Below are 21,279 nucleotides of genomic sequence, written 5' to 3'. Positions count from 1 at the left end.
TACAAACCAAATACAAAAAACGAAATTACTTCACACTAAAGTATTCTAAAATCGGCAGTAACAAAAAGATGAACCCAATAACACTGAATCTATTTTCTTCTTCAAAGAAATTAATAAATCGCAGAGCCTTTATCATTGGTGTAATCTCTACTCTTTTGGCTTTTTCAACGCCTTTTTTTTTATTTGCACACACTGAGCGTGATTTTAAAAACTGGATTAACGAATTTAAAAAAATAGCTTTAGCCAACAATATCTCATCAACTACATTTGATATGGCTTTTAAAACTGTTGAAGCAATTGACCCAGCAGTTTTACAAAAAGCGGCGTATCAACCAGAATTTATTGATTCCCCATGGAGCTATTTTGACAATCGTGTTCATAATATCGCCATTGTGGAAGGACAAAACCACGCCAAAAAATGGGAACCATGGCTTTCCAAAATTGAAAAACGTTTCGGTGTTAACCGCAATATTCTCCTCGCTATTTGGTCTATAGAAAGTAGCTATGGAAAAGTTTTGCAAAACAAAAATGTGATGCATGACGTCATCCGTTCACTTGCAACTTTAGCTTACGCAGACCAAAAACGTAAAAAATATGCGCACACACAACTTATTGCTGCAATGAAAATTTTACAAAGCAGTGGCATTCATCGTTCTCAGCTCATTGGATCTTGGGCCGGCGCATTAGGGCACACTCAATTTATCCCAACGAGTTATCTTGCTTATGGTGTTGACATGGACGGAGATGGACGCTGTAATATTTGGACATCAATTCCAGATGCACTTGCTACCGCTGCTAATCTTCTTCACATGAATGGATGGCAATCTGACCTCCCTTGGGGTGTTGAAGTTAAATTGCCACATCGAAAAAAACTCCCTGAAGATTGGCTTTCCTTTGAACAATGGGCAAAGCTAGGTGTTCGCCATGCACACGGGCAACCTTTTCCTTCTTCTTCTCAACTTGCAATATTGAAATTTCCCGATGGGCCAGAGGGACCTATATTTTTGGTAACAAAAAATTTCTTTGTTATTAAACGTTACAATAATGCAGATCGTTATGCTTTTGCCGTTGCTCTCCTTGCTAATCGTATCGCTGGACACCCTGGATTAATGCAAGATTGGAACCGACCATTCAAACCTATTACTTTCCAAGAACGTTTAGAGCTGCAATCTCGCTTAGCTGCACTTGGAGATTATAAAGGAGAAATTGATGGTAAAATTGGTACAGCTTCCAAACAAGCCATTAAATCTTTTCAACTGCGCCATGGCTTAGAAGCTAATGGATACCCAAGTCACCAAGTTCTCTCTCTTCTCAGAAAACAGTGATCTAGAATAGACAGTCATACCATTTCTACCCAATATATTTGATTTACTTTCTTTTTTTGACGTTTGCTTTTACAACGACAAAGCTAATTTCAACTAAAGTGTGAAGTAAAATCAATCACGATATCCAATAACATTTTTAGCAATTATTTAGCCAAAATGAATAGACTTCTATGAGCAAAAAGCTATAAAATTGACAAAAACTTTCATAATTCTGGAAAATTATAAACATAGACAGACTAACCTGTGCCCTTGAACAACAAAAAATAAATTTTTACGTATTCTATATGAAAATTCTAAAAGTATAGGGAGAATATTTTGTCTATATTTGAAATGATTTTATTAACAAATAAAGCCTTTTATTCAAGCTATAAGAAAAAGCTAAGTTTACAGTCTTGAGTGCAAATTACCAACAACTTCTTTATGAAGTGGTACAAAATAGCTATTTACTCAACAAAATAAATTAGAACCTCATAAAATACAAATCACGTAAATAGCTACTAAGTAGGTCAAGCTGATAATTTTCCCTATAAACTCGTTAAAAATATCAACTCTAATTTTTTATTACACTATCATAATAAATTAAAAATTTGCATATAACCTAAAACACCTAAAATATAAAAAGGTATGGACTACCCTGTATATGTATGATTTACAGCCCCCGTTTTTTGATCATCGCTTCTGGTGAAGGTAACCTTCCCCGAAAAGCTTTATAAAGCTCTTCTGGATCACAACTACCTCCAGAAGAATAAATAAAACACTTCAATTGGCCAGCAAGTTCTGGGTTAGAAACATCACCAGTTTCCTCAAAAGCTTGAAATGCATCAGCATCAAGCACTTCCGACCACATATAAGAATAATAACCAGCAACATAACTATCACCTGAAAACACATGCGTAAAATGTGGAGGACGGTGACGCATAATAATTGTGTCAAGCATTTCTAACTTTTCTAATTCCTTATACTCAAACAATATTGGATCCGAAACTATTACTCCTTTATGAAAAGCGATATCTATTAAAGCCGATGAAATATATTCAACAGCACAAAAACCAGCATTAAATGTCTGTGCTGACATAATCTTATCCAGCAAAGTTTGTGGCATGGGAATACCTGTTTTTGCATGCGTAGCATAAGATTTTAGCACCTCTGACACAGTCAACCAATGCTCATAAAGCTAGGAAGGAAGTTCAATAAAATCACGCGAAACCGATGTTCCTGCCACAGATGGCCATGTTACATCAGAAAGCAAACCATGTAACGCGTGTCCAAATTCATGGAAAAGTGTACGCACATCATCTAGTGACAAAAGAGCAGCATCCCCTTTAAGAGGCTTTGCAAAATTGCAGATATTATAAATGATTGGTTTTTGTCCACCATTCAATTTATGCTGTGACTGCAGCTGACTCATCCATGCGCCAGATCGTTTTGAAGAACGTGCGAAATAATCTCCAATAAAAATGCCCAAGTAAATTACCATCAGAATGTTTAACCTCCCATAAACGCACATCAGGATGCCAAAGTGCAACAGTTGTTTTTTCTTCAAATGAAATTCCAAAGAGCTTCTTTGCCACTACAAAAGCTGCTTCAATCATACGATCTAGCTGAAAATATTGTTTAACCTCAGCTTCATTAAAAGAAAATTTTTCAGCACGTAATTTTTCAGCATAATAACGCCAATCCCAAGCTGCTAAGGGCTCATTGCTTCCTAGATTTTTTGCTAAATTTTGTAATTCAGTCTGTTCAGTAGCAGCCCTAATTTTTGCTCGTTCCCATATAGGCATGAGCAAATTCATAACTGAATTAACATTCTTGGCCATGGTATTATCAAGTTTTAAATCTGCAAAAGATTCATATCCCAGCAATTTGGCTTTTTCATTCCGAAGCGTGATCATTTCTACAATAATCGCTCGATTATTATTATCATCATTATTTTCACCACGTTTAGACCAAGCTTGAAATGCTATTTCACGCAAATCGCGGCGATTAGATAACTTTAAAAAAGGTTCAACAATCGAACGTGCCAATGTTAATGCATAAAATCCTTTACGACCTTTTTCGTAAGCAATTTTCTTCATTGAAGCAATAAGATCATCAGATAAACCAGATAAATCCGTTTGTTCTAAAAACAAAATCCATTCAGCTTCATCTTTTAATACATTTTGACCAAAAGTAGTGCCTAAAAAAGCCAGTTTTCATTGATTTCGACAAGACGTTTCTTACCTTATGCATCAAGTTTTGCGCCGTTACGAATAAACTTCTTCCACCATAATTCAACTACACGCTTCGTTTCACTGTTATATATACCCTGCTGCGACTGTATATACAGTGTATCCATCTTTACAAATATTCTCGCATCCATCATAATTTTTGAAAAATAACGAGATAGCTGCACAGTAAATTCTTGTTCTAACTTCTGAATCAACACATTACTATGTGCGCCTGAACGTAAAAAAATATTGAATATATACGATCAAGTACCTTGCCAGAAAGCTCAAAAGGCTGCAAAAAATTCTCAAGTGTTGGAGGCTTTTCCACAGATGCAATTGCCTCTATTTCTTTTTCGGCTTCTTTAAGAGCTTGTTCAAAAGCGGGTTTAAAATCATCGTCACTTATTGAGGCAAAATCGGGAAGTCCTGAAAATCCGTCCAATCTAAAATTGCTGTTTTTGTCATAATATCTATGCCTCCACTATACGCTTTAAAACAAAATGATTACTTTCAGCATACAAACATCTTGGAAGAATTATCGAGTATGCTCTGAAACAAATTTTTAAATCTATATTTTGATAGAAAAAACAAAAAAGCAAAAAACTATTTTATTATAGGATACATAAAAACAAACAAGCTCCATTTATTTGAAAAATGAAATTGTTTATAGACTGTGATCTATCCTTGACTTTATTTAAAATATTCACAATCTCAAAAACAATTCAGAGAGATGTTTCTAAGTTTTCTATCACTTTGATTGATCCTATCCATATACCTGAATCTTATAATTTTGGAAAGCGCTTTATCATGACTGAAATAAAAACAACCTTCGACTTTAAAAACCTTTCTCCTGAAACTCTCGCTGAAGAATTAAAAAACCGTCATTTTGCTGATTCAATTGATATAATCAACGATCTAGATATTATGGAACGCGTGACTGTTTTTAGTCTTTTACCTCTTGATTATGCTATTGAGCTCTTTGATAAACCAGAGCTCGAACAACCAGCAGCTATTCTTGAACTTCTACCTACTAATCGTTCTGTTGAAATTCTTGAGGGTATGTCTGCAGATGCTGCTGCAGACGTCTTTCAAGAAATGGATAGAAAGACCCGTACAAGGCTTTACGCCTTATTGAAACCCTTAACTCGAACCGAGCTTAAAAAACTCACCAGTTATCCCAACCATACAGCTGGTGCATTAATGACAACTGAGTTTATTACTATCCCAGCAGATTGGACTGTCAAAAAAACTCTAGATCACATTCGTGACGTTGAACAAACACGTGAAACAGTTTACACAAGCTATGTCATTGATCCCAAAACAGGTGTACTTCTCAAAGCTGTTTCGTTACGAAATCTTATTCTTGCCTCACCTGATGATCAAATTCTCAATGTCTCTACACATGATACACCTATCACAATATCACCCTTTACCGACCATGAAGATATTGCTCGTCTTTTCCAACGCCATGATCTTCTCTCTGTGCCAGTTGTTGATGACAGTAACCATGTTATTGGTATTGTAACAGTTGATGATGTGCTTGATACTATGGTTGATGAAATGAGTGAAGATGCTTATAAATTTGGGGGTATGGAAGCTCTAGATAAACCTTATATGCAGATAAATTTTTTTGGAATGATGAAAAAACGTGGTGGCTGGCTAGCTCTGCTTTTTCTTGGTGAAATGTTAACAGCCAGCGCTATGCAATATTTCGAAGCAGAGATTGAAAAAGTTATCACCCTTACACTATTCATTCCCCTTATTATGAGCTCAGGAGGAAACTCTGGCTCACAAGCAACATCACTTATTCTTCGTGCATTGGCTTTGCGTGAACTTACACTTAAAGACTGGTGGAGAGTCATCCTTCGCGAAATCCCAGCAGGAATGTCTCTTGGCCTTTTACTTGGAATCATTGGAATAATGCGCATTGTTATCTGGCAACAACTGGGCATCTATAACTATGGTGAACATTGGATTTTTATTGCTATAACAGTGGGTGCGACTTTGGTTGGAATTGTTACATTCGGTTCTTTGTCTGGTTCCATGCTGCCTTTTATTCTTAAACGTCTAAAATTTGATCCAGCAAGTGCTTCGGCTCCCTTAGTAGCAACCTTAGTAGATGTCACAGGTATTGTAATCTATTTTTCTGTTGCTTCTCTTATTTTATCTGGAATTTTACTTTAAAATAAGAAGAAAAAAGCATACCTAAAATAACCTAAAAGCTCTTTTATGACGCAATTAAATTGCGTTATTTATTTTTGTACATGCTATATAAATGCCCATCTTATAAAAAGGTGTTTTTGGGCATTCTCGCTTAAAATTGTAGAAATCTTCTCAACTACTTCTCTATAAAAACAGTTCTCCTCTTCCAAAAGTATAAAAAAAACTGTAAAAGGCTTCAAACTGCAAAGTTAAAAATACAAAAACTTTGCCTCAAATGAAATTTCATTAAATGAAAAGAAGAAAATTTATGCAATTGCGTAATATTGCCATTATTGCCCATGTCGACCATGGTAAAACAACACTTGTGGACGAACTTCTCAAACAATCAGGAAATTTCCGCGATAATCAGCGCACCAGTGAGCGTATGATGGATTCAAATGATATTGAAAAAGAACGCGGTATTACAATACTAGCAAAAGCTACATCAGTTGTTTGGAAAGATACCCGAATTAATATTGTTGATACCCCTGGTCATGCTGATTTTGGTGGAGAAGTTGAGCGTATTCTCAATATGGTAGATGGAGCAATTTTGCTTGTTGATGCAGCTGAAGGTCCTATGCCGCAAACTAAATTTGTCGTTGGGAAAGCATTAAAAGTAGGATTACGCCCTATTGTTGTTATCAATAAAATTGATCGATCTGACGCACGCGCTGATGAAGTCATTAATGAAGTTTTCGACCTTTTTGTAGCTCTTAATGCAACTGACGAACAGCTTGATTTTCCTATTCTTTATGGATCAGGTCGCGATGGATGGATGGCTGAAACTTCTGAAGGACCAAAAGATCAAGGACTGAGTTCCTTATTTGATCTTGTGATCCGCCATGTACCTGAACCTACTGTAGCGGAAGGATTGTTTCGCATGATTGGCACTATTCTTGAAGCAGATCCATTTTTAGGCCGAATCATCACAGGTCGAATTTATTCTGGTTCTATTAAACCCAATCAAAGCGTTAAGGTTCTTGGACAAAATGGAACGCTTTTAGAAACTGGACGTATTTCAAAAATTTTGGCATTTCGTGGGTTAGAACGACAACCCATTGAAGAAAGCGTTGCCGGTGATATTGTAGCAATTGCTGGTCTACAAAAAGGCACTGTTGCTGATACTTTCTGTGACCCCAGCATCAATGAACCACTCACTGCCCAACCCATTGATCCTCCTACTGTGACCATGAGTTTTTTGGTGAACGATAGCCCCCTTGCTGGTACTGAAGGAGATAAAGTGACAAGCCGGGTTATCCGTGATCGTTTGTTGAAAGAAGCGGAAGGCAATGTAGCCCTTAAAATTGAGGAATCAACCGATAAAGATTCTTTCTATGTTTCAGGACGAGGAGAATTACAACTTGCAGTGCTCATCGAAAACATGCGCAGAGAAGGATTCGAGCTCAGTGTTTCACGCCCACGTGTAGTTATGCAAAAGGATGAAAATGGAATAACTCTCGAACCAATCGAAGAAGTCGTGATCGATGTTGATGAAGAATATTCCGGAACTGTTGTTCAAAAAATGTCAGAGCGCAAAGGAGACATGATTGAATTACATCCATCTGGCGGTAATCGTGTACGCCTTGTCTTTCATGCACCGACTCGTGGACTTATTGGTTACCAATCCGAACTTTTAACCGATACACGTGGTACAGCAATTATGAATCGCCTCTTCCATTCTTACGAACCTTATAAAGGAGATATCAGCGGCCGTACTAATGGCGTGATGATTTCAAATGATAATGGTGAAGCTGTTGCTTATGCACTTTTTAACCTCGAAGATCGAGGACCTATGGTGATTGATGCTGGTGCTAAAGTCTATCAAGGCATGATTATTGGCATCCATTCACGCGATAACGATTTAGAAGTGAATGTTCTAAAAGGAAAAAAGCTAACTAATATGCGTGCTTCTGGTAAAGATGAAGCTGTAAAATTGACCCCTCCAATTAAAATGACATTAGAACGTGCATTATCATGGATACAAGATGATGAACTTGTTGAAGTAACCCCTAAAAATATTCGTCTACGTAAACTCTATTTAGACCCAAACGAACGTAAGCGCTTTGAAAAAACACGTTCACCAATTTCAACCTGATCATACTCCTTTAACCAAATTCTATTGCATTTGGTTTGATTTCACTCCGGAAAGGATATTTACAATGAATATTAAAGAGGTCCCTATTGGTAATAATCCACCCGAAGATATTAATGTTATCATCGAGGTGTCTGTTGGTAGCCAACCAATAAAATATGAGATGGATAAAAAATCTGGATTATTATTTGTTGATCGCTTCCTCTATACACCTATGGTCTATCCCGGCAATTATGGCTTCATCCCACATACACTTTCAGAAGATGGCGATCCACTTGACGTTCTTATTTGTAATACCCGTCCACTCATGCCTGGTTGTGTCATTAACGTTTGCCCAATTGGGGCTCTAATTATGGAAGATGATGGTGGTAAAGATGAAAAAATCATTGCTGTCCCCACCCCAAAATTAACGCAGCGATATATTGATGTTCATGATTATACAGATCTTCCTAAAATCACATTAAAACAAATTGAACATTTCTTTAAACATTATAAGGATCTCGAACCTGGAAAATGGGTTAAAATTGAAGGTTGGCGTGACAAAAACTTTGCACGTAAATTGATTAAGGAAGCTATCGCAAACGCAACAAAGGAATAGAATAGATTAATTCTAACAAATCAAAGCCTGTTGTTCAAACAGGCTTGTACAGTTTTTATCCATATTTTTGTGAATATATATTGCTCATAAGTTGCAGTTTCTGTTCAAGTTCTTCTACATATCCTGAAAAATGAAGCTGTTTATAACGTGATGTCATACCACTTTTAAGAGAAATATAAGAAGGCGGTATTTTCCATTGCTTTCCTAAAAATTTAATTAACGCTTTGTTTGCCTTGCCACCTTCAGGAACAGTACGAAGACGTATAACTAAATGCTGTGTTTTATCATCTCTACTCTCAACTCCTACTATGCTATCCATTGAAGCTTTGGGAATTAAACACACGAATAAAACTAAACCACTGGCATTAATACGGTACAGCATCTTTATCTATCTGGTGTAATATTCTCATATTTATAAAAATAAACCTACATAAGCTCGCCACATAAAAATACGAATAAAATAAATAATCAGAAATACTATAAGAGGTGAAATATCAACTGCTCCAAGATTTGGCAAAAAATACCGGATACGCCCTAAAATTGGCTCTGTAGCACAATAAAGAAAATTCCCTATCATTGTAACAAAGGGATTACGCATGTTTACGATATTAAATGCACAAAGCCAAGAAAAGACAACATTAGCTATCAAAATAGCAACATAAATACTGAGAATGAGATCAATCACTTGAAGCAATGCATAGATCATTCTTTATTCCTTCACCAACTAATAGAATAAAAGATCATATATAGTGCATTCATACCAACAAACCTATCAAAATGGCTTTACAATTAAGCCCTTTTTTCACAAAAAAATGATTAAGCAGCTTAATTGTTAAACATATACCTATAATAAAATTAAACAATAAATATTAGATAAGATAATAGCCAATTTTAAATAGGAATAAAATCAAATGGAAAAGGAGCCTCAAAAACTGCCCGATTTCTTTCCATTTAACCAATCAAACAAGCTCAGTTCTTTCTTTTACAAAAAACTGTTTTTAAATTAAAAACGGCCTAAAAAGGCCGTTTTCTCTTTGACAAGAAAATTATTTTTGCAAGACGATCAAACGATTAAGTGCGTCACCAAAACCATTCAATTGAACAAATAAATCATTTAAAGGTGGTTCGCCTGGAGCAGCAACCGTCATAGATAATTTCAGCTGCTTTCCACTGCGTAAAGCTGCTACAAAACTTTTATCAAAAATTATCGGAACAACACAACCTGCTGGCACACAAGTCCGAACACCAGTTTCAATAACAGTTTTTGAATCATCTACATGTAAACGAATGGGCTTAGAAACTAAAATACCAAAAGGAACCGTCAAATTTCCAGACACAACATCATCAGCATCGAGCATAATATTCATAGCCACTACAACACGATTCTGGTCATTAACTTCCTGACGGAGCATGAAACAAACTTTTTTTCCCTCCTGTATACCACAGTTAACACTCCACAAATCATACGTCTCTGTTAACGAAGAAGCACCATTTGGCAACGTAGTTACAGAAGGCTTAGCAATTGGCTTTGAATTCTGGGCAAATGCTACAGGAGAAATACTCAATAACCCAGAAATTACAAAGAAATTTAGTATTTTTTTCATCTTATACTCAGTTCCTCACATAAATAGAATCATTTCAACTACTTCTAATAGTGGTGTATGATACTAAAGTATTTCAACGAAACAATAACTTTTTGTAATCATACATTTATAAATATCTAAAAACTATTTCGAAACTCACTAACAACTTGCATGTAGACATGTTTCTTAAAAGAAATAACAAGTGATGGAAGTTCTTCTAAATTAACCCATTTCCACTGGTTAAACTCTGCTTTATTACCATCAGGTGGAGGATTAATTGCGATTTCAGAATTTTCTCCTATAAACTGAAAAGCAAACCATTTTTGTGTTTGTCCACGATATTTACTACCCAATACGTGCCCAACAAGTTCTTGTGGAAAATCGTAATAGAACCAATCTTGCGCTTCTTTAATTAACTTTATCGATTGGATACCTGTTTCTTCATAAAGTTCACGTCGTGCAGCATCTAGTGGATTTTCGCCTTCATCAATCCCCCCTTGAGGTAACTGCCAAAGTTTAGATACATCAGTGTTTGCATAAGCAAAGGTCATCAAACGGCGCCCTATCCAAATCTTACCTTCATGATTAAATACAAGCATTCCAACGCCTTTCCGATAAGGAAGAGCCTTGAAATCTATAATTGTATCCATTGAATAACCTCTTAAAAGAGTACAACCTATAAAAAGTGTGGATTATAAATATTTATTGTTACTTTAAAATACCTTTATTAGGATCTGGTGGAAATGCTGCATTTACTATTTCACCCCGTAAAAGTTTATAAGCTTGATTCAATTGAACATCATCTTTAGGATCTTTCGGAACAAAAGCAGCTGAACCCGAACCCTTATCACTTTCCCTTTTCCCTTTAATATGCCCTTTTAATTCAGATTCACCAAGCGTTACATTATAACCCTTATATTTTTCAGGCAATGGCTGCTCTACAATAATATCTGGTGTGATTCCGGTTCCTTGAATTGATGTACCAGATGGCGTGTAATACAGTGCTGTTGTTAAGCGTAAAGCACCATTTTCACCCAAAGGAATAATAGTTTGAACAGATCCTTTTCCAAAAGATTGTGTTCCTAAAATTGTAGCGCGACGATGATCTTGTAAAGCACCTGCAACAATTTCAGAGGCACTAGCTGAACCACCATTAATGAGAACAATAAGAGGTTTCCCATTAATTATATCACCTTGTTTAGCGTCAAATCTCATCACGTCACTTTTTTTACGACCACGTGTCGATACAATCTCACCTTTATTGAGAAAAGCATCTGAAACATTTACAGCCTGATCTAATAAACCACCAGGATTAAGCCGTAAATCAAGAACATATCCTTTTAAATTATCTTGAGGAATTTTAGACTGAATATCTTTAATTGCAGCTTTAAGATTAACAAAAGTTTGCTCACTAAACTGAATGAGTCTTAAATAACCAATATCATTTTCAATACGATATTTTACTGCTTTCACCTTTATAATATCACGAATAATCTTAATTTCTAACGGTTCATCAACACCAGAGCGAATAATTGTCAGCGTAATTGGTGTTCCAACGGCACCCCGCATTTTATTGACAGCTTCACTTAATGTTTGACCGTTCGTTTCTTTGCCATCAATTTTTGAAATAATATCCCCTGCTAAAATACCTGCTTTTGAAGCAGGTGTATCATCTATCGGAGACACAACTTTTATTAAGTTTTTCTCCATAGTCACCTCAATACCAAGGCCGCCAAATTCCCCCTTAGTGGAATCCCTCATGTCTTTGGCTTTCTCAGCATCCATGTAAGAAGAATGTGGATCAAGCGATGAAAGCATACCATTGATAGCATTTTCAACAAGCTTTTTATCATCCGGAACTGTCACATATTGGGCGCGCACTCGTTCAAAAATATCACCAAATATAGCTAGTTGTTTATAAGTATTATTTTCATTATTTGCAGAAACAGATTGTACCACAATCATCGAGCTGGCACTGAGCAACACCCCAACAACTAAAAAAACAACTTTACGAATCATTTTGGTCCCTTTTCAATTTTTCAGTCCGCCACCAAGGAGTTGGATTCACAGGTTTTCCATCTTTTCTAAATTCAATGTAAAGCATTAGAGCATTTTTACCTATATCTAATGTAACTGTGCTTGCAACAAATTGTGTACTCATCACCCCAAGAGGCTCACCCGCAAAAACAAACTGTCCTTGAGTTACATTTATTTTTTCCATCCCAGCAAGAATGATATGATAACCGCTTCCAACATTGAGAATAATTATCTGCCCATAAGAACGGAATGTCCCAGCAAAAACAACAAGAGCATTTGTAGGGGTTGTTACTAAAGCTGCTGGTTCTGTTTCAATTATTTCACCAAAGCGCGTAGTATGAGAACCGCTATTAAATCGCTGAATTTTTTTCCCCGATACAGGTAAAAGCAAAGAGCCTTTTTGACGCTCAAAATTAAACTTTTCTAACAATCGAATATTTTTCTGCATTTGTGTTGATGAATCCGCACTAAACTGTGATTCATGCTCAAGTTGTGAAATTAATTCTTCCAAAGACTGTGCTTTCTTAGAAAGAACACTATTTTTTTGTCGTTGTTCTATAAGTTCTTTTTCCGATTTTTTTTGTAATTTTGCTTTTTCATTTAATAAAAGCTCTAAATGTTTTCGCTGTTCAGCTTGATTTTGCATTTCATCTCTCAAAGCCGTACATTCTGCAGTAATGGAGTAGCTCAAATCAGTCAATTTTTTGAGATTAGCGGATAAAACCAGTGTTTTCTCCTGCATCTTAGGAATGACAGATCCCAATAGCACAGAACTACGTATAGAAGCTAGTACATCCTCAGGCCGCACTATAATAGCAGGAGGTGGATTTAACCCTATTCGTTCCAAAATAGCTAATACCTCTGCAAATTCAGTACGATTGTTTTTTAAATTTTTGTGTATTTGTGCCTGCTGTTTTATAAGTTCCTCAAGCTTTTCTTTTTTTTCAATAATATTACGCTCTATATCATATTCTGTTTTAGCTACTTTTATTAATTCATCAGTCAAAGTCCGTTGATCTTTCTTTAAACGAGTAACTCGACGATCAAGAAAAGCAATACGCTCACGTGATACAGAAATATTTTGGCGAATTTCTATCAACATTTTATGCGCTGCTTCACGACTATCATTATCTTCAGCACACGATACAGATGAGTAAGACCCTATACTCAACACCAGTACCATAAATATCATATATGGCTTATATAAAATATTGCATTTTTTCATGAAGAATCTGCTTCATCTACCTAATTGTTAAGCACAATCATATCAAATAAAATGCTTTAAACGGTGTCAACTAAAACAATATTAATAATAAATTGGAATAATAGATGCTAAAAATCACATAAAAAGCTAGAAACGATGATATGGATGATGACTCATAATTGTTACAGCCCGATAAAGCTGTTCTGTAAGTAATATACGTGCAATTTGATGTGGCCATGTCATAAAACCAAAAGATAAAAGAAAATCAGCGCGATTTCTAACGCGCTCACTATGTCCATCAGGCCCTCCTAAGGCGATTATTAAATCACGAACACCCTCATCGCGATAAAACGCCAACTTTTCAGCAAAAGCAAATGATGAAATTAATTTTCCACGCTCATCCAATACAATTAATCGGCACTTTTCGGGTAAAGCCTCAAAAAGTTTTGCACCTTCCTCTTCCATGCGCTGGCACGCTGTTTGAGCACGACTTTCCGATATTTCTTGCATTTTTTTTAAATGAAATCCAACAACTCCAGCACTTTTCGAAAAACGATTCAAATAACGATGAGTTAGTGTCTGCTCAGCTCCTTTTTTCATGCGTCCAACAGCAAAAATAGAAATTTGCATATCAATCGTCTCCAAAGACAATCGTCTTTATATCGTCCAAATTTGGAGCAAGCCATATTTTTTCTAAATTATAAAAAGCACGAATTTCTGGACGAAAAAGATGAACTATAATGTCTCCCGTATCAATTAATACCCAATCACCCGTAGAAAGCCCTTCTACTTTTGCCTTGCCGTATCCACTATCTTTCCAAGTCGATAACAAATGATCAGCAATAGCTGACACATGACGTTGCGAACGCGCCGAAGCAATAACTATATAATCAGCTAAAGATGATTTGCCCTGAATATCAATAGAAACAATATCTTCTGCTTTTGCATTTTCTAAACTATTAAGAATAATTTTAAGACCATCAGATACTAAAAAAAGTTTTTCTTTTCCCGGTACTTCCGCGAAATGATGGTGCTTTTGTGAGTTGTTTTCCAGGTTGATACCCTTTCTTATCATTCGAAATATAGAAAAAAAGGAACTTTCCTACAGAGATTTGCAGAATCTTATAAAATGTTCAAGAAAAATTATTTTCTTTTAAACGAAGTTGTGTTGAACTCTGAAAAGATAAAGGTCCATGCAAATAAGTCCAGACTGGTGGCGACATAAAAGGTAAAAGTGCACTTTTTCTTTCATCCAAACGAAAATAACGGTAAGTTCGTGCCACAGGAGAAGAAAGCGCTGGTGTACGTACCGAAGGGCGATCAACAATCGCAATAGGAAGCATAGATATAATATCACGCCACCGATGCCAATGATGAAATGTTGCTAAAGTATCTGCACCGATAACCCATACAAAACGTATCCCTCTATAATGTGCAAGAATATGAGTAATCGTTTCCACCGATATCGTGCTGCCTATCTCCTTCTCAAAACCAGTAACACGAATCTTTGGATGATCAATAAGCTCAAAACTTAGTCGCATTCTTTCGTGTACAGATGGTAATTGTGTACAATCTTTTAAAGGATTTCCTGGAGTTACCATCCACCATAACTGATCAAGACGTAAACGCCGAATTGCAGTTTTCGCAACAAGAATATGCCCAGCATGTGGTGGGTTGAATGAACCACCAAACAGGCCAACAACATTCGACCTTTCGATATGTGGCATACAATTTTCCCATCGGAATTGATTCAAGGTCTAACCTGTCCATTTCCTGTAATTTGATATTGAAATGACGTCAATTGTTCAACACCAATTGGTCCACGTGCATGTATTTTTCCTGTTGCGATTCCAATTTCTGCTCCAAAACCGAATTCACCTCCATCTGCAAATTGTGTTGATGCGTTATGAAGTAAAATAGCTGAATCTAAATGCTTAAAAAATATTTCCACCGCTTTCATATCCTCAGCAATAATCGACTCAGTATGTCCTGATGAATAATGTTTAATATGCGCAATGGCTCCTTCTACACTATCAACTGTTTTGACAGAAAGAATTGCATCAAGATATTCATAAGACCAATCTTCCTCATGTGCTAGTTTGGCTTCTGGCATCATTGAAACAATATCTTCTGTCGCACGAATTTCACACCCTTTTTCATGTAAAGCAGTAAGAACAGGAAGAAATTTGTTTAATGCCTGGTGGTCAATTAAAACTGTTTCAACAGCTCCACACACACCTGTACGTCGCAATTTTGCATTTAACACAATATCACGTGCCATGTCTAAATTTGCTGATTTATCAATATAAATATGACAAAGACCCTCCAAATGTGCAAAAACAGGAACACGCGCATCAGATTGAATACGTGCGATAAGATTTTTTCCACCACGAGGTATAATCACATCAATCGCGCCATCCAATCCCTTGAGCATTTCTCCGACAGCAGCACGATCTGTGGTTTTAACCATTTGAATAACGTCTTTAGGTAAACCAGCTTTCTCTAGCCCTTTTACTAACGCTAAATAGAGAGCATATGCAGAATGAAAACTATCTGAACCACCACGCAAAATTGCAGCATTTCCAGATTTTAAGCACAGAGCACTTGCATCAATTGTAACATTTGGTCGACTTTCATAAATAATACCAATCACACCAAGCGGTGTTCGTACACGGCGTATATGTAACCCATTGGGGCGTGTCCATTCGCTTATCACTTGTCCGATAGGATCAGGAAAATGTGCAATCTGTCTGACACTGTCTATTATTGTGCGCAAACGTAATTCATCTAACTTTAGCCGATCAATCATTGCTGGCTTTAAATTATTTTGAGCTGCATTTGCTAAATCTTGACTATTAGCACGTAAAATCTCACTTGACTGAGCTTCTAAACTCAGAGCTATCATTTCCAATGCATTTTTCTTTTGTTCAGCAGAAAGAATTGCAAGCTTTGAAGCAGCATTACGCGCCTTTTGCCCTATGGCTTTCATCTCTTCTTTTAAAGTCATGCAATTATCCATTTATCAAAAGCAATCAATACATTAAAACTAGCTTTTAAGAAAACTAACCAAATTACGTACAATCATATCATTGCGATGCACCATAGCAGAGCGTGACTCATACCCGAGAATGTGTTCTATTTCTTCATTTTTACGTCCTATAATGCTTGCTGCTTCATCTTTGTCATAATTTACAAGACCGCGGGCAATCTCAACTCCACTTTCATCAACAATTGCGACTGTGTCTCCACGGGAAAACACTCCCTTAACTGCTACAACCCCCGCAGCCAATAATGACTTTCCAGATCTAAGAGCTTTCACAGCCCCTTGATCAACAGTTAAAATACCAGATGGATCTAAATTACCGGAAATCCACGTTTTCCACGCATTGACTGGCTTTTTACTTGGAGCAAAAAAACTGCTACGTTCTCCTTGATCAAGCGTGGAAAGAGGACTCATACGCTTTCCCGAAGTAATGACCATAGCCGTTCCTGACGAATTAGCTATTTTCCCAGCATCAAGTTTTGTTTTCATTCCACCCCGAGAAAGAAGTGAATCAGAACCACCTGCCATTTTCTCAATATCACTTGTAATAGATGCGATAAAAGGAATAAATTCAGCGTTTGGATTGAGATGAGGTGATTGTGTATAAAGGCCGTCAATATCTGATAAAAGTATTAAAAGATCACAACCCATCATAGTTGCGACACGTGCTGCTAAACGATCATTATCACCATAACGAATTTCGCTTGTTGCTATGGTATCGTTCTCATTAATAACAGGTATTGCTCTAAAGCGTAAAAGCGTATTAATCGTAGCACGTGCATTGAGATAACGCCGACGTTCTTCTGTATCGAATAATGTTAGCAAAATTTGGCCTGTTCTCAAACCATGTTGAGCAAGAATATCAGTATAAGCCTTGGCAAGTTCAATTTGCCCCAAAGCAGCACATGCCTGACTTTCTTCTAATTTTAAAATACTGTTAGGAAGATGTAATAATGTTCGCCCTAAAGCAACAGCACCAGAAGACACCAATAAAATTTCAACTCCTTTTTGGTGTAATACAACAATATCACTTATCAAACTTTGAAGCCATTCAACGCGTAAACCTATTTGAGGGTCAACTAAAAGTGCAGAACCAACTTTAATTACAATGCGTTTATATTGCTCAAGTTTTTGCAATCCAACCGCCATCTTTTTTAATCCTGCTCACCTTTACTAATATTGCCTTTACGCTCCATTTCAATCATGTGAGTGACAACGCGTAACACATTGTTTAAACCTTCATGACTAACCGCAGAAAACATCATAACAGATTTACCAATCGCCTTTTGCAATACCTCTTGTTTAGCTTTACACTCCTCAATAGAAAGAGTATCTATCTGGCTTAAAGCGACAATTTCATTCTTATCGCTTAAACTATTCCCATACACCTCAAGTTCAGTACGAATAATTTGGTACGCCTTGACCACATCTTTTTCTTGAACAGAAATCAAATGAATTAAAACACGACACCGTTCTACATGCCCTAAAAAACGGTCACCAATTCCCACACCTTCATGCGCCCCTTCAATTAAGCCAGGAATATCAGCCAAAACAAACTCACTGTCATCAATACGCACAACACCTAAATGAGGATACAGCGTAGTAAAAGGATAGCCCGCAATTTTTGGTTTTGCAGCCGTTACCGACGATAAAAAGGTCGATTTTCCAGCATTTGGTAAACCAATCACCCCCCCATCAGCAATCAGTTTCAAACGCAGCCACAATGTATGCTCTTCGCCATTCAAACCAGGATTTGCATGGCGGGGTGCCCTATTTGTAGATGTAGTAAAATGAAGATTACCAAAACCACCATTGCCTCCTTTTGCAAGACAGTACCGTTGGCCAATTTCTTTTAAATCACAAATCAGCGTCTTATTATCTTCTGCAAAAATTTGTGTCCCAACCGGTACTTTAAGGACAACATCTTCACCTTTTTCGCCCGTCATATTACGCCCTTTACCATGCCCACCCGCTTTTGCTCTAAAATGCTGTTGGTAGCGATAATCAATCAATGTGTTGAGCCCATCAACAACAATAACCCAAACATCACCCCCACGTCCCCCATTACCTCCATCGGGACCTCCAAATTCTATATATTTTTCACGACGAAACGATACCGCTCCTGCTCCACCATTACCAGAACGAACATAAACTTTAGCCTGATCAAGAAATTTCATGGTAGTGCTCACAGAAGATTAATTACATTTATTTTTATAGAAAATGGATTAACTTTACCAGTTTTCCATCCATAAAAAGAAAACCACACATAATATTATTCAAAGCTATTTGGAAATATTTTTTATATTCAAATCAGTAAAATAATTTCCAACTCCTTTAACAAAAAGAATTATTATTGTGTTTAGGTCTTCTCCTTCAATTTAAGAGCTACAAGATATAGCTCAATTGATTCTGCTCGACTTGCAGGTGGTTTAACATGATGAACTGTTTTAAAATTCTGTTTCAATTTCGTAAGAAGAGTGTTTTCTGCCCCTCCTTGAAAAGTCTTTGCTAAAAAATGCCCACCAGGTTTGAGAACTGAAATAGCAAAATCAGCAGCAGATTCACATAAATAAATTGTCCTCAAATGATCTGTCTGACGATGGCCTGTCATCGGCGCTGCCATATCAGAAAGAACTACATCTGGTTTTGCCCCTAAAACACTTATCAATTGTTGTGGTGCATTTTCATGAAAAAAATCCATTTCTAACATTACAACTCCAGGTAGCGGATCTACGCGTAAATAATCAATTCCAACTACGCTAGGGCGTTGATCATTTGACCCAACTATACGTGCCGCCACCTGGCACCACCCCCCAGGAGCTGCTCCTAAATCAATAATTTTTTGACCTTTTTTGAGTATCTTATAGCGTTCATTAATTTCAACTAATTTATAAGCAGCACGTGAACGATAACCATCCACTTTCGACTGATGAACATAAGGATCATTCAAATGCCTTTCTAACCATCGCCGTGACGAGGCTTTAATGGTCCCTGCTTTCTTTTTGACTCGCTGATATAATTCATGTGACCCTGCACCACCACGTCCACCTGTCGATGTTTTTATAGTTTTTTTCATGGTCGTTTATTATCTCTATATTCTGATAATTACTAACGCTTAAAATCTCTTTTCTTATGACTACCTATACACCACAGTGTATCAGCAATGCCACCAAAGTACCTTCTCTCTTACCCCACAGTTAGAAACTCTCAACCATTAGCAATGGTTAAACTTTTCAAATAAAGTTTAAAGTTACACAGAAACCTAAAATTAAACTTGCTCTTTCTAGACCATTGCAAGAATTAATTTCTTGTTTTCTGGTCTCTCATGACAATAAGCGCTTTATTACAAAATAATTCCTATATTATTCCCAAATATCTAAAACTAATCTCTTATAGTTATACCTATGCTAAATCATGTATTTCGATTGTAAGCACTAAATTAAGCTATATTCCTCCTTAAAGCAGTAAGCACTCCAGAAGCTCTAAAATATAAAACCTCAGATTATGGGCTAAATCTTTTCATTTTAACGATTTTAACAATTACTCAAACTTACATCCCCACTTTCAAATACCTGGAAAATATAAATAACACCAATAAAAAGAAATGTTCAAATTGTAATCCGCCTGGCCAAATGCAAAAAGCATTTTTGAAAAATATCAAGGCATACAATTCTTGACGATCTGCTTTCAACATAAAAAATACGATCGTGCGAATATTTAACTTAACTAATTAATGTGCCAAGTCTCAAAAAGTACAACACACTTCTGTTGCTTGATTCACAATCTCTAATTTAAAGTTACAATCCTACTAAAAATTATTGAATAATTGGCTATATTCAGTAGAATAGTAAGCTTTTATCGTACAATAATTGCTTAAAATGTTTTGCAATAATTAAAAAATATAAAAAAGTTTATGCGATTTCATTCTCAAAAAATAATACATTATTCGAAAAAAATCGTCTCTATGGTGCACTACATTATAAAAACTCAATTACTAATAATTTTGTATAAAATGAAATTCAATAATTGATATATTATGATTCTGCCAATAAATCATATTTTTTGATTGTTATTTATTGCAAAGAGACAAGCGCTTCACTCAGACCCTTAAATGGCGCCACAAAGGAAAGCGCTTTTCCCTCTTTAAGCTGATAAGAAATGCGCACATTGCTACCCTTACCTATCTGTTTCATTAAAACAGGCCCTACAGGATATTGCGCTAGGCAGATTTCTTGAGTGCACTGCTTATAACTAATCAGAAGCGGCTTTTTAACATCTTCCATAAATACTTGAATAGGAGCATTTATATTAGCATTTGGCAATGTTCGTAACAGCATAACTGGTTGACCATTTTTCGTAGAAACAAGAGACCAGCTAAAAACCTTGTTACCTTCTTTATCATCATAAATTGTCTGAGTTACATTACAGACGCCTTGTTTTATTGTTTTATTTTCATCGCAAATTAATGTCCAATAATCAAATTGCATAATAATCCGGCGTGTTTCACCAGGCTTCCCACCGGGCACTGACAATTGCGGTGGATGCACTGTGTAAACACTATCTTGCTCCTCAGCAAAGCTTACAGCCTTTCCTAAAAAAACAAGAACAAACAAAAAACCTGCAATAATTGTCCAATTTTTCATCATTATTTTAATGCTAAGCTTAATCCTGCTCCCACACCCCAGTGACCTCCAGAAGTGGTAACGGAGAAGTTGGAACGTACCTTTCCATCTTCAGACATATAACCAGTTCCAAAAGCAAGTGCAGATTGACCACGCCATACACCACTACCAAATGCAATACTGAATTTGCCAGCTGTATTACTGTAGCGCAAGTTAGATACGGCTAAACTAATAGCTGCCGCTTGTCTTGCTTCTTTTTGGGCTTTTTCAATCTCAGAGCTTAAAGCGTTAAATTTCATATCAGTATAAGCATTGGTTTGTGTTATGATATCAGTAAGTATATTTTCTTTATTTTTTATATTTTCT

Annotated in this window: 19 protein-coding genes and 1 pseudogene; 4 read left to right on the top strand and 16 right to left on the bottom strand. The window is 36.4% G+C overall.

Features of this window, described 5'->3' with window-relative positions; genetic code table 11:
• Positions 1–68 precede the first annotated feature (68 nt).
• Entirely contained in the window at positions 69–1,325 is a 1,257-nt protein-coding gene (locus ME3_RS05735) for a lytic murein transglycosylase (RefSeq protein WP_007477915.1), read from the top strand.
• Between the two features lie 649 nt (positions 1,326–1,974).
• Here ME3_RS05735 and ME3_RS05730 read toward each other — a convergent pair.
• Positions 1,975–3,974, bottom strand: a pseudogene (locus ME3_RS05730) (M3 family metallopeptidase).
• A gap of 365 nt (positions 3,975–4,339) precedes the next feature.
• Between ME3_RS05730 and mgtE the strand changes: the two are divergent.
• The 3 genes from mgtE to ppa all read left to right on the top strand — a co-directional run bounded on the left by mgtE (position 4,340) and on the right by ppa (position 8,424).
• Positions 4,340–5,716 carry a magnesium transporter gene (mgtE, locus tag ME3_RS05725; RefSeq protein WP_039952685.1) on the top strand — a complete coding sequence of 459 codons (1,377 nt, stop codon included), beginning with the start codon at positions 4,340–4,342 and terminating at the stop codon, positions 5,714–5,716.
• Between the two features lie 286 nt (positions 5,717–6,002).
• Positions 6,003–7,829, top strand: a complete 1,827-nt coding sequence (typA, locus tag ME3_RS05720) for a translational GTPase TypA (RefSeq protein WP_007477909.1) — start codon at positions 6,003–6,005, stop codon at positions 7,827–7,829.
• A gap of 64 nt (positions 7,830–7,893) precedes the next feature.
• Complete coding sequence (ppa, locus tag ME3_RS05715) at positions 7,894–8,424, top strand: inorganic diphosphatase (protein ID WP_007477908.1); 531 nt, start codon at positions 7,894–7,896, stop codon at positions 8,422–8,424.
• Between the two features lie 55 nt (positions 8,425–8,479).
• On the opposite strand, the gene ME3_RS05710 is transcribed toward ppa, so the two are convergent.
• The 15 genes from ME3_RS05710 to ME3_RS05640 all read right to left on the bottom strand — a co-directional run.
• Positions 8,480–8,806, bottom strand: coding sequence for a DUF167 domain-containing protein (locus ME3_RS05710; RefSeq protein ID WP_007477907.1), 327 nt, complete (start codon positions 8,804–8,806; stop codon positions 8,480–8,482).
• 30 nt (positions 8,807–8,836) lie between these two features.
• A complete protein-coding gene (locus ME3_RS05705) occupies positions 8,837–9,130 on the bottom strand; it encodes a YggT family protein (protein ID WP_007477906.1) in 294 nt (97 codons plus the stop codon).
• Positions 9,131–9,470: 340 nt separating this feature from the next.
• A complete protein-coding gene (locus ME3_RS05700; RefSeq protein ID WP_007477904.1) occupies positions 9,471–10,028 on the bottom strand; it encodes an invasion associated locus B family protein in 558 nt (185 codons plus the stop codon).
• 116 nt (positions 10,029–10,144) lie between these two features.
• Positions 10,145–10,657, bottom strand: a complete 513-nt coding sequence (locus tag ME3_RS05695; protein WP_007477902.1) for an RNA pyrophosphohydrolase — start codon at positions 10,655–10,657, stop codon at positions 10,145–10,147.
• Between the two features lie 58 nt (positions 10,658–10,715).
• The gene (locus tag ME3_RS05690) at positions 10,716–12,026 is read right to left on the bottom strand and encodes a S41 family peptidase (RefSeq protein WP_007477900.1); all 1,311 of its coding nucleotides are present in this window, start codon (positions 12,024–12,026) and stop codon (positions 10,716–10,718) included.
• Positions 12,016–13,218, bottom strand: coding sequence for a murein hydrolase activator EnvC family protein (locus ME3_RS05685; protein ID WP_245256347.1), 1,203 nt, complete (start codon positions 13,216–13,218; stop codon positions 12,016–12,018). The genes ME3_RS05690 and ME3_RS05685 overlap by 11 nt, the downstream gene beginning before the upstream one ends.
• Positions 13,219–13,395: 177 nt before the next feature.
• Positions 13,396–13,878: a 23S rRNA (pseudouridine(1915)-N(3))-methyltransferase RlmH gene (gene rlmH / locus ME3_RS05680; protein ID WP_007477897.1), complete on the bottom strand. Its 483-nt coding sequence runs from the start codon at positions 13,876–13,878 to the stop codon at positions 13,396–13,398.
• A 1-nt stretch (position 13,879) separates the two neighbouring features.
• A complete protein-coding gene (rsfS, locus tag ME3_RS05675) occupies positions 13,880–14,323 on the bottom strand; it encodes a ribosome silencing factor (protein ID WP_007477895.1) in 444 nt (147 codons plus the stop codon).
• Positions 14,324–14,381: 58 nt separating this feature from the next.
• On the bottom strand, positions 14,382–14,975 hold the full coding sequence (locus tag ME3_RS05670; protein ID WP_007477893.1) for a nicotinate-nucleotide adenylyltransferase: 594 nt from the start codon (positions 14,973–14,975) through the stop codon (positions 14,382–14,384).
• Positions 14,976–14,998: 23 nt separating this feature from the next.
• Positions 14,999–16,255 (bottom strand): glutamate-5-semialdehyde dehydrogenase, encoded by a 1,257-nt coding sequence (locus ME3_RS05665; protein ID WP_007477892.1) that lies wholly within the window; start codon positions 16,253–16,255, stop codon positions 14,999–15,001.
• 39 nt (positions 16,256–16,294) lie between these two features.
• Positions 16,295–17,440 (bottom strand): glutamate 5-kinase, encoded by a 1,146-nt coding sequence (gene proB, locus ME3_RS05660; RefSeq protein WP_007477891.1) that lies wholly within the window; start codon positions 17,438–17,440, stop codon positions 16,295–16,297.
• A gap of 5 nt (positions 17,441–17,445) precedes the next feature.
• On the bottom strand, positions 17,446–18,468 hold the full coding sequence (gene obgE, locus ME3_RS05655) for a GTPase ObgE (protein ID WP_007477890.1): 1,023 nt from the start codon (positions 18,466–18,468) through the stop codon (positions 17,446–17,448).
• Between the two features lie 182 nt (positions 18,469–18,650).
• Positions 18,651–19,367 (bottom strand): RlmE family RNA methyltransferase, encoded by a 717-nt coding sequence (locus tag ME3_RS05650; protein WP_007477889.1) that lies wholly within the window; start codon positions 19,365–19,367, stop codon positions 18,651–18,653.
• A gap of 997 nt (positions 19,368–20,364) precedes the next feature.
• Positions 20,365–20,937: an invasion associated locus B family protein gene (locus ME3_RS05645; RefSeq protein WP_007477888.1), complete on the bottom strand. Its 573-nt coding sequence runs from the start codon at positions 20,935–20,937 to the stop codon at positions 20,365–20,367.
• A partial coding sequence (locus ME3_RS05640; RefSeq protein ID WP_007477887.1) for a YadA-like family protein occupies positions 20,937–21,279 on the bottom strand: 343 nt, incomplete at its 5' end. The genes ME3_RS05645 and ME3_RS05640, both read right to left, overlap by 1 nt.

It is taken from the genome of Bartonella melophagi K-2C (genome assembly GCF_000278255.1).
GTDB classification, from domain to species: Bacteria; Pseudomonadota; Alphaproteobacteria; order Rhizobiales; family Rhizobiaceae; genus Bartonella; species Bartonella melophagi.
This window is presented reverse-complemented; position numbering and strand designations above follow the sequence as displayed.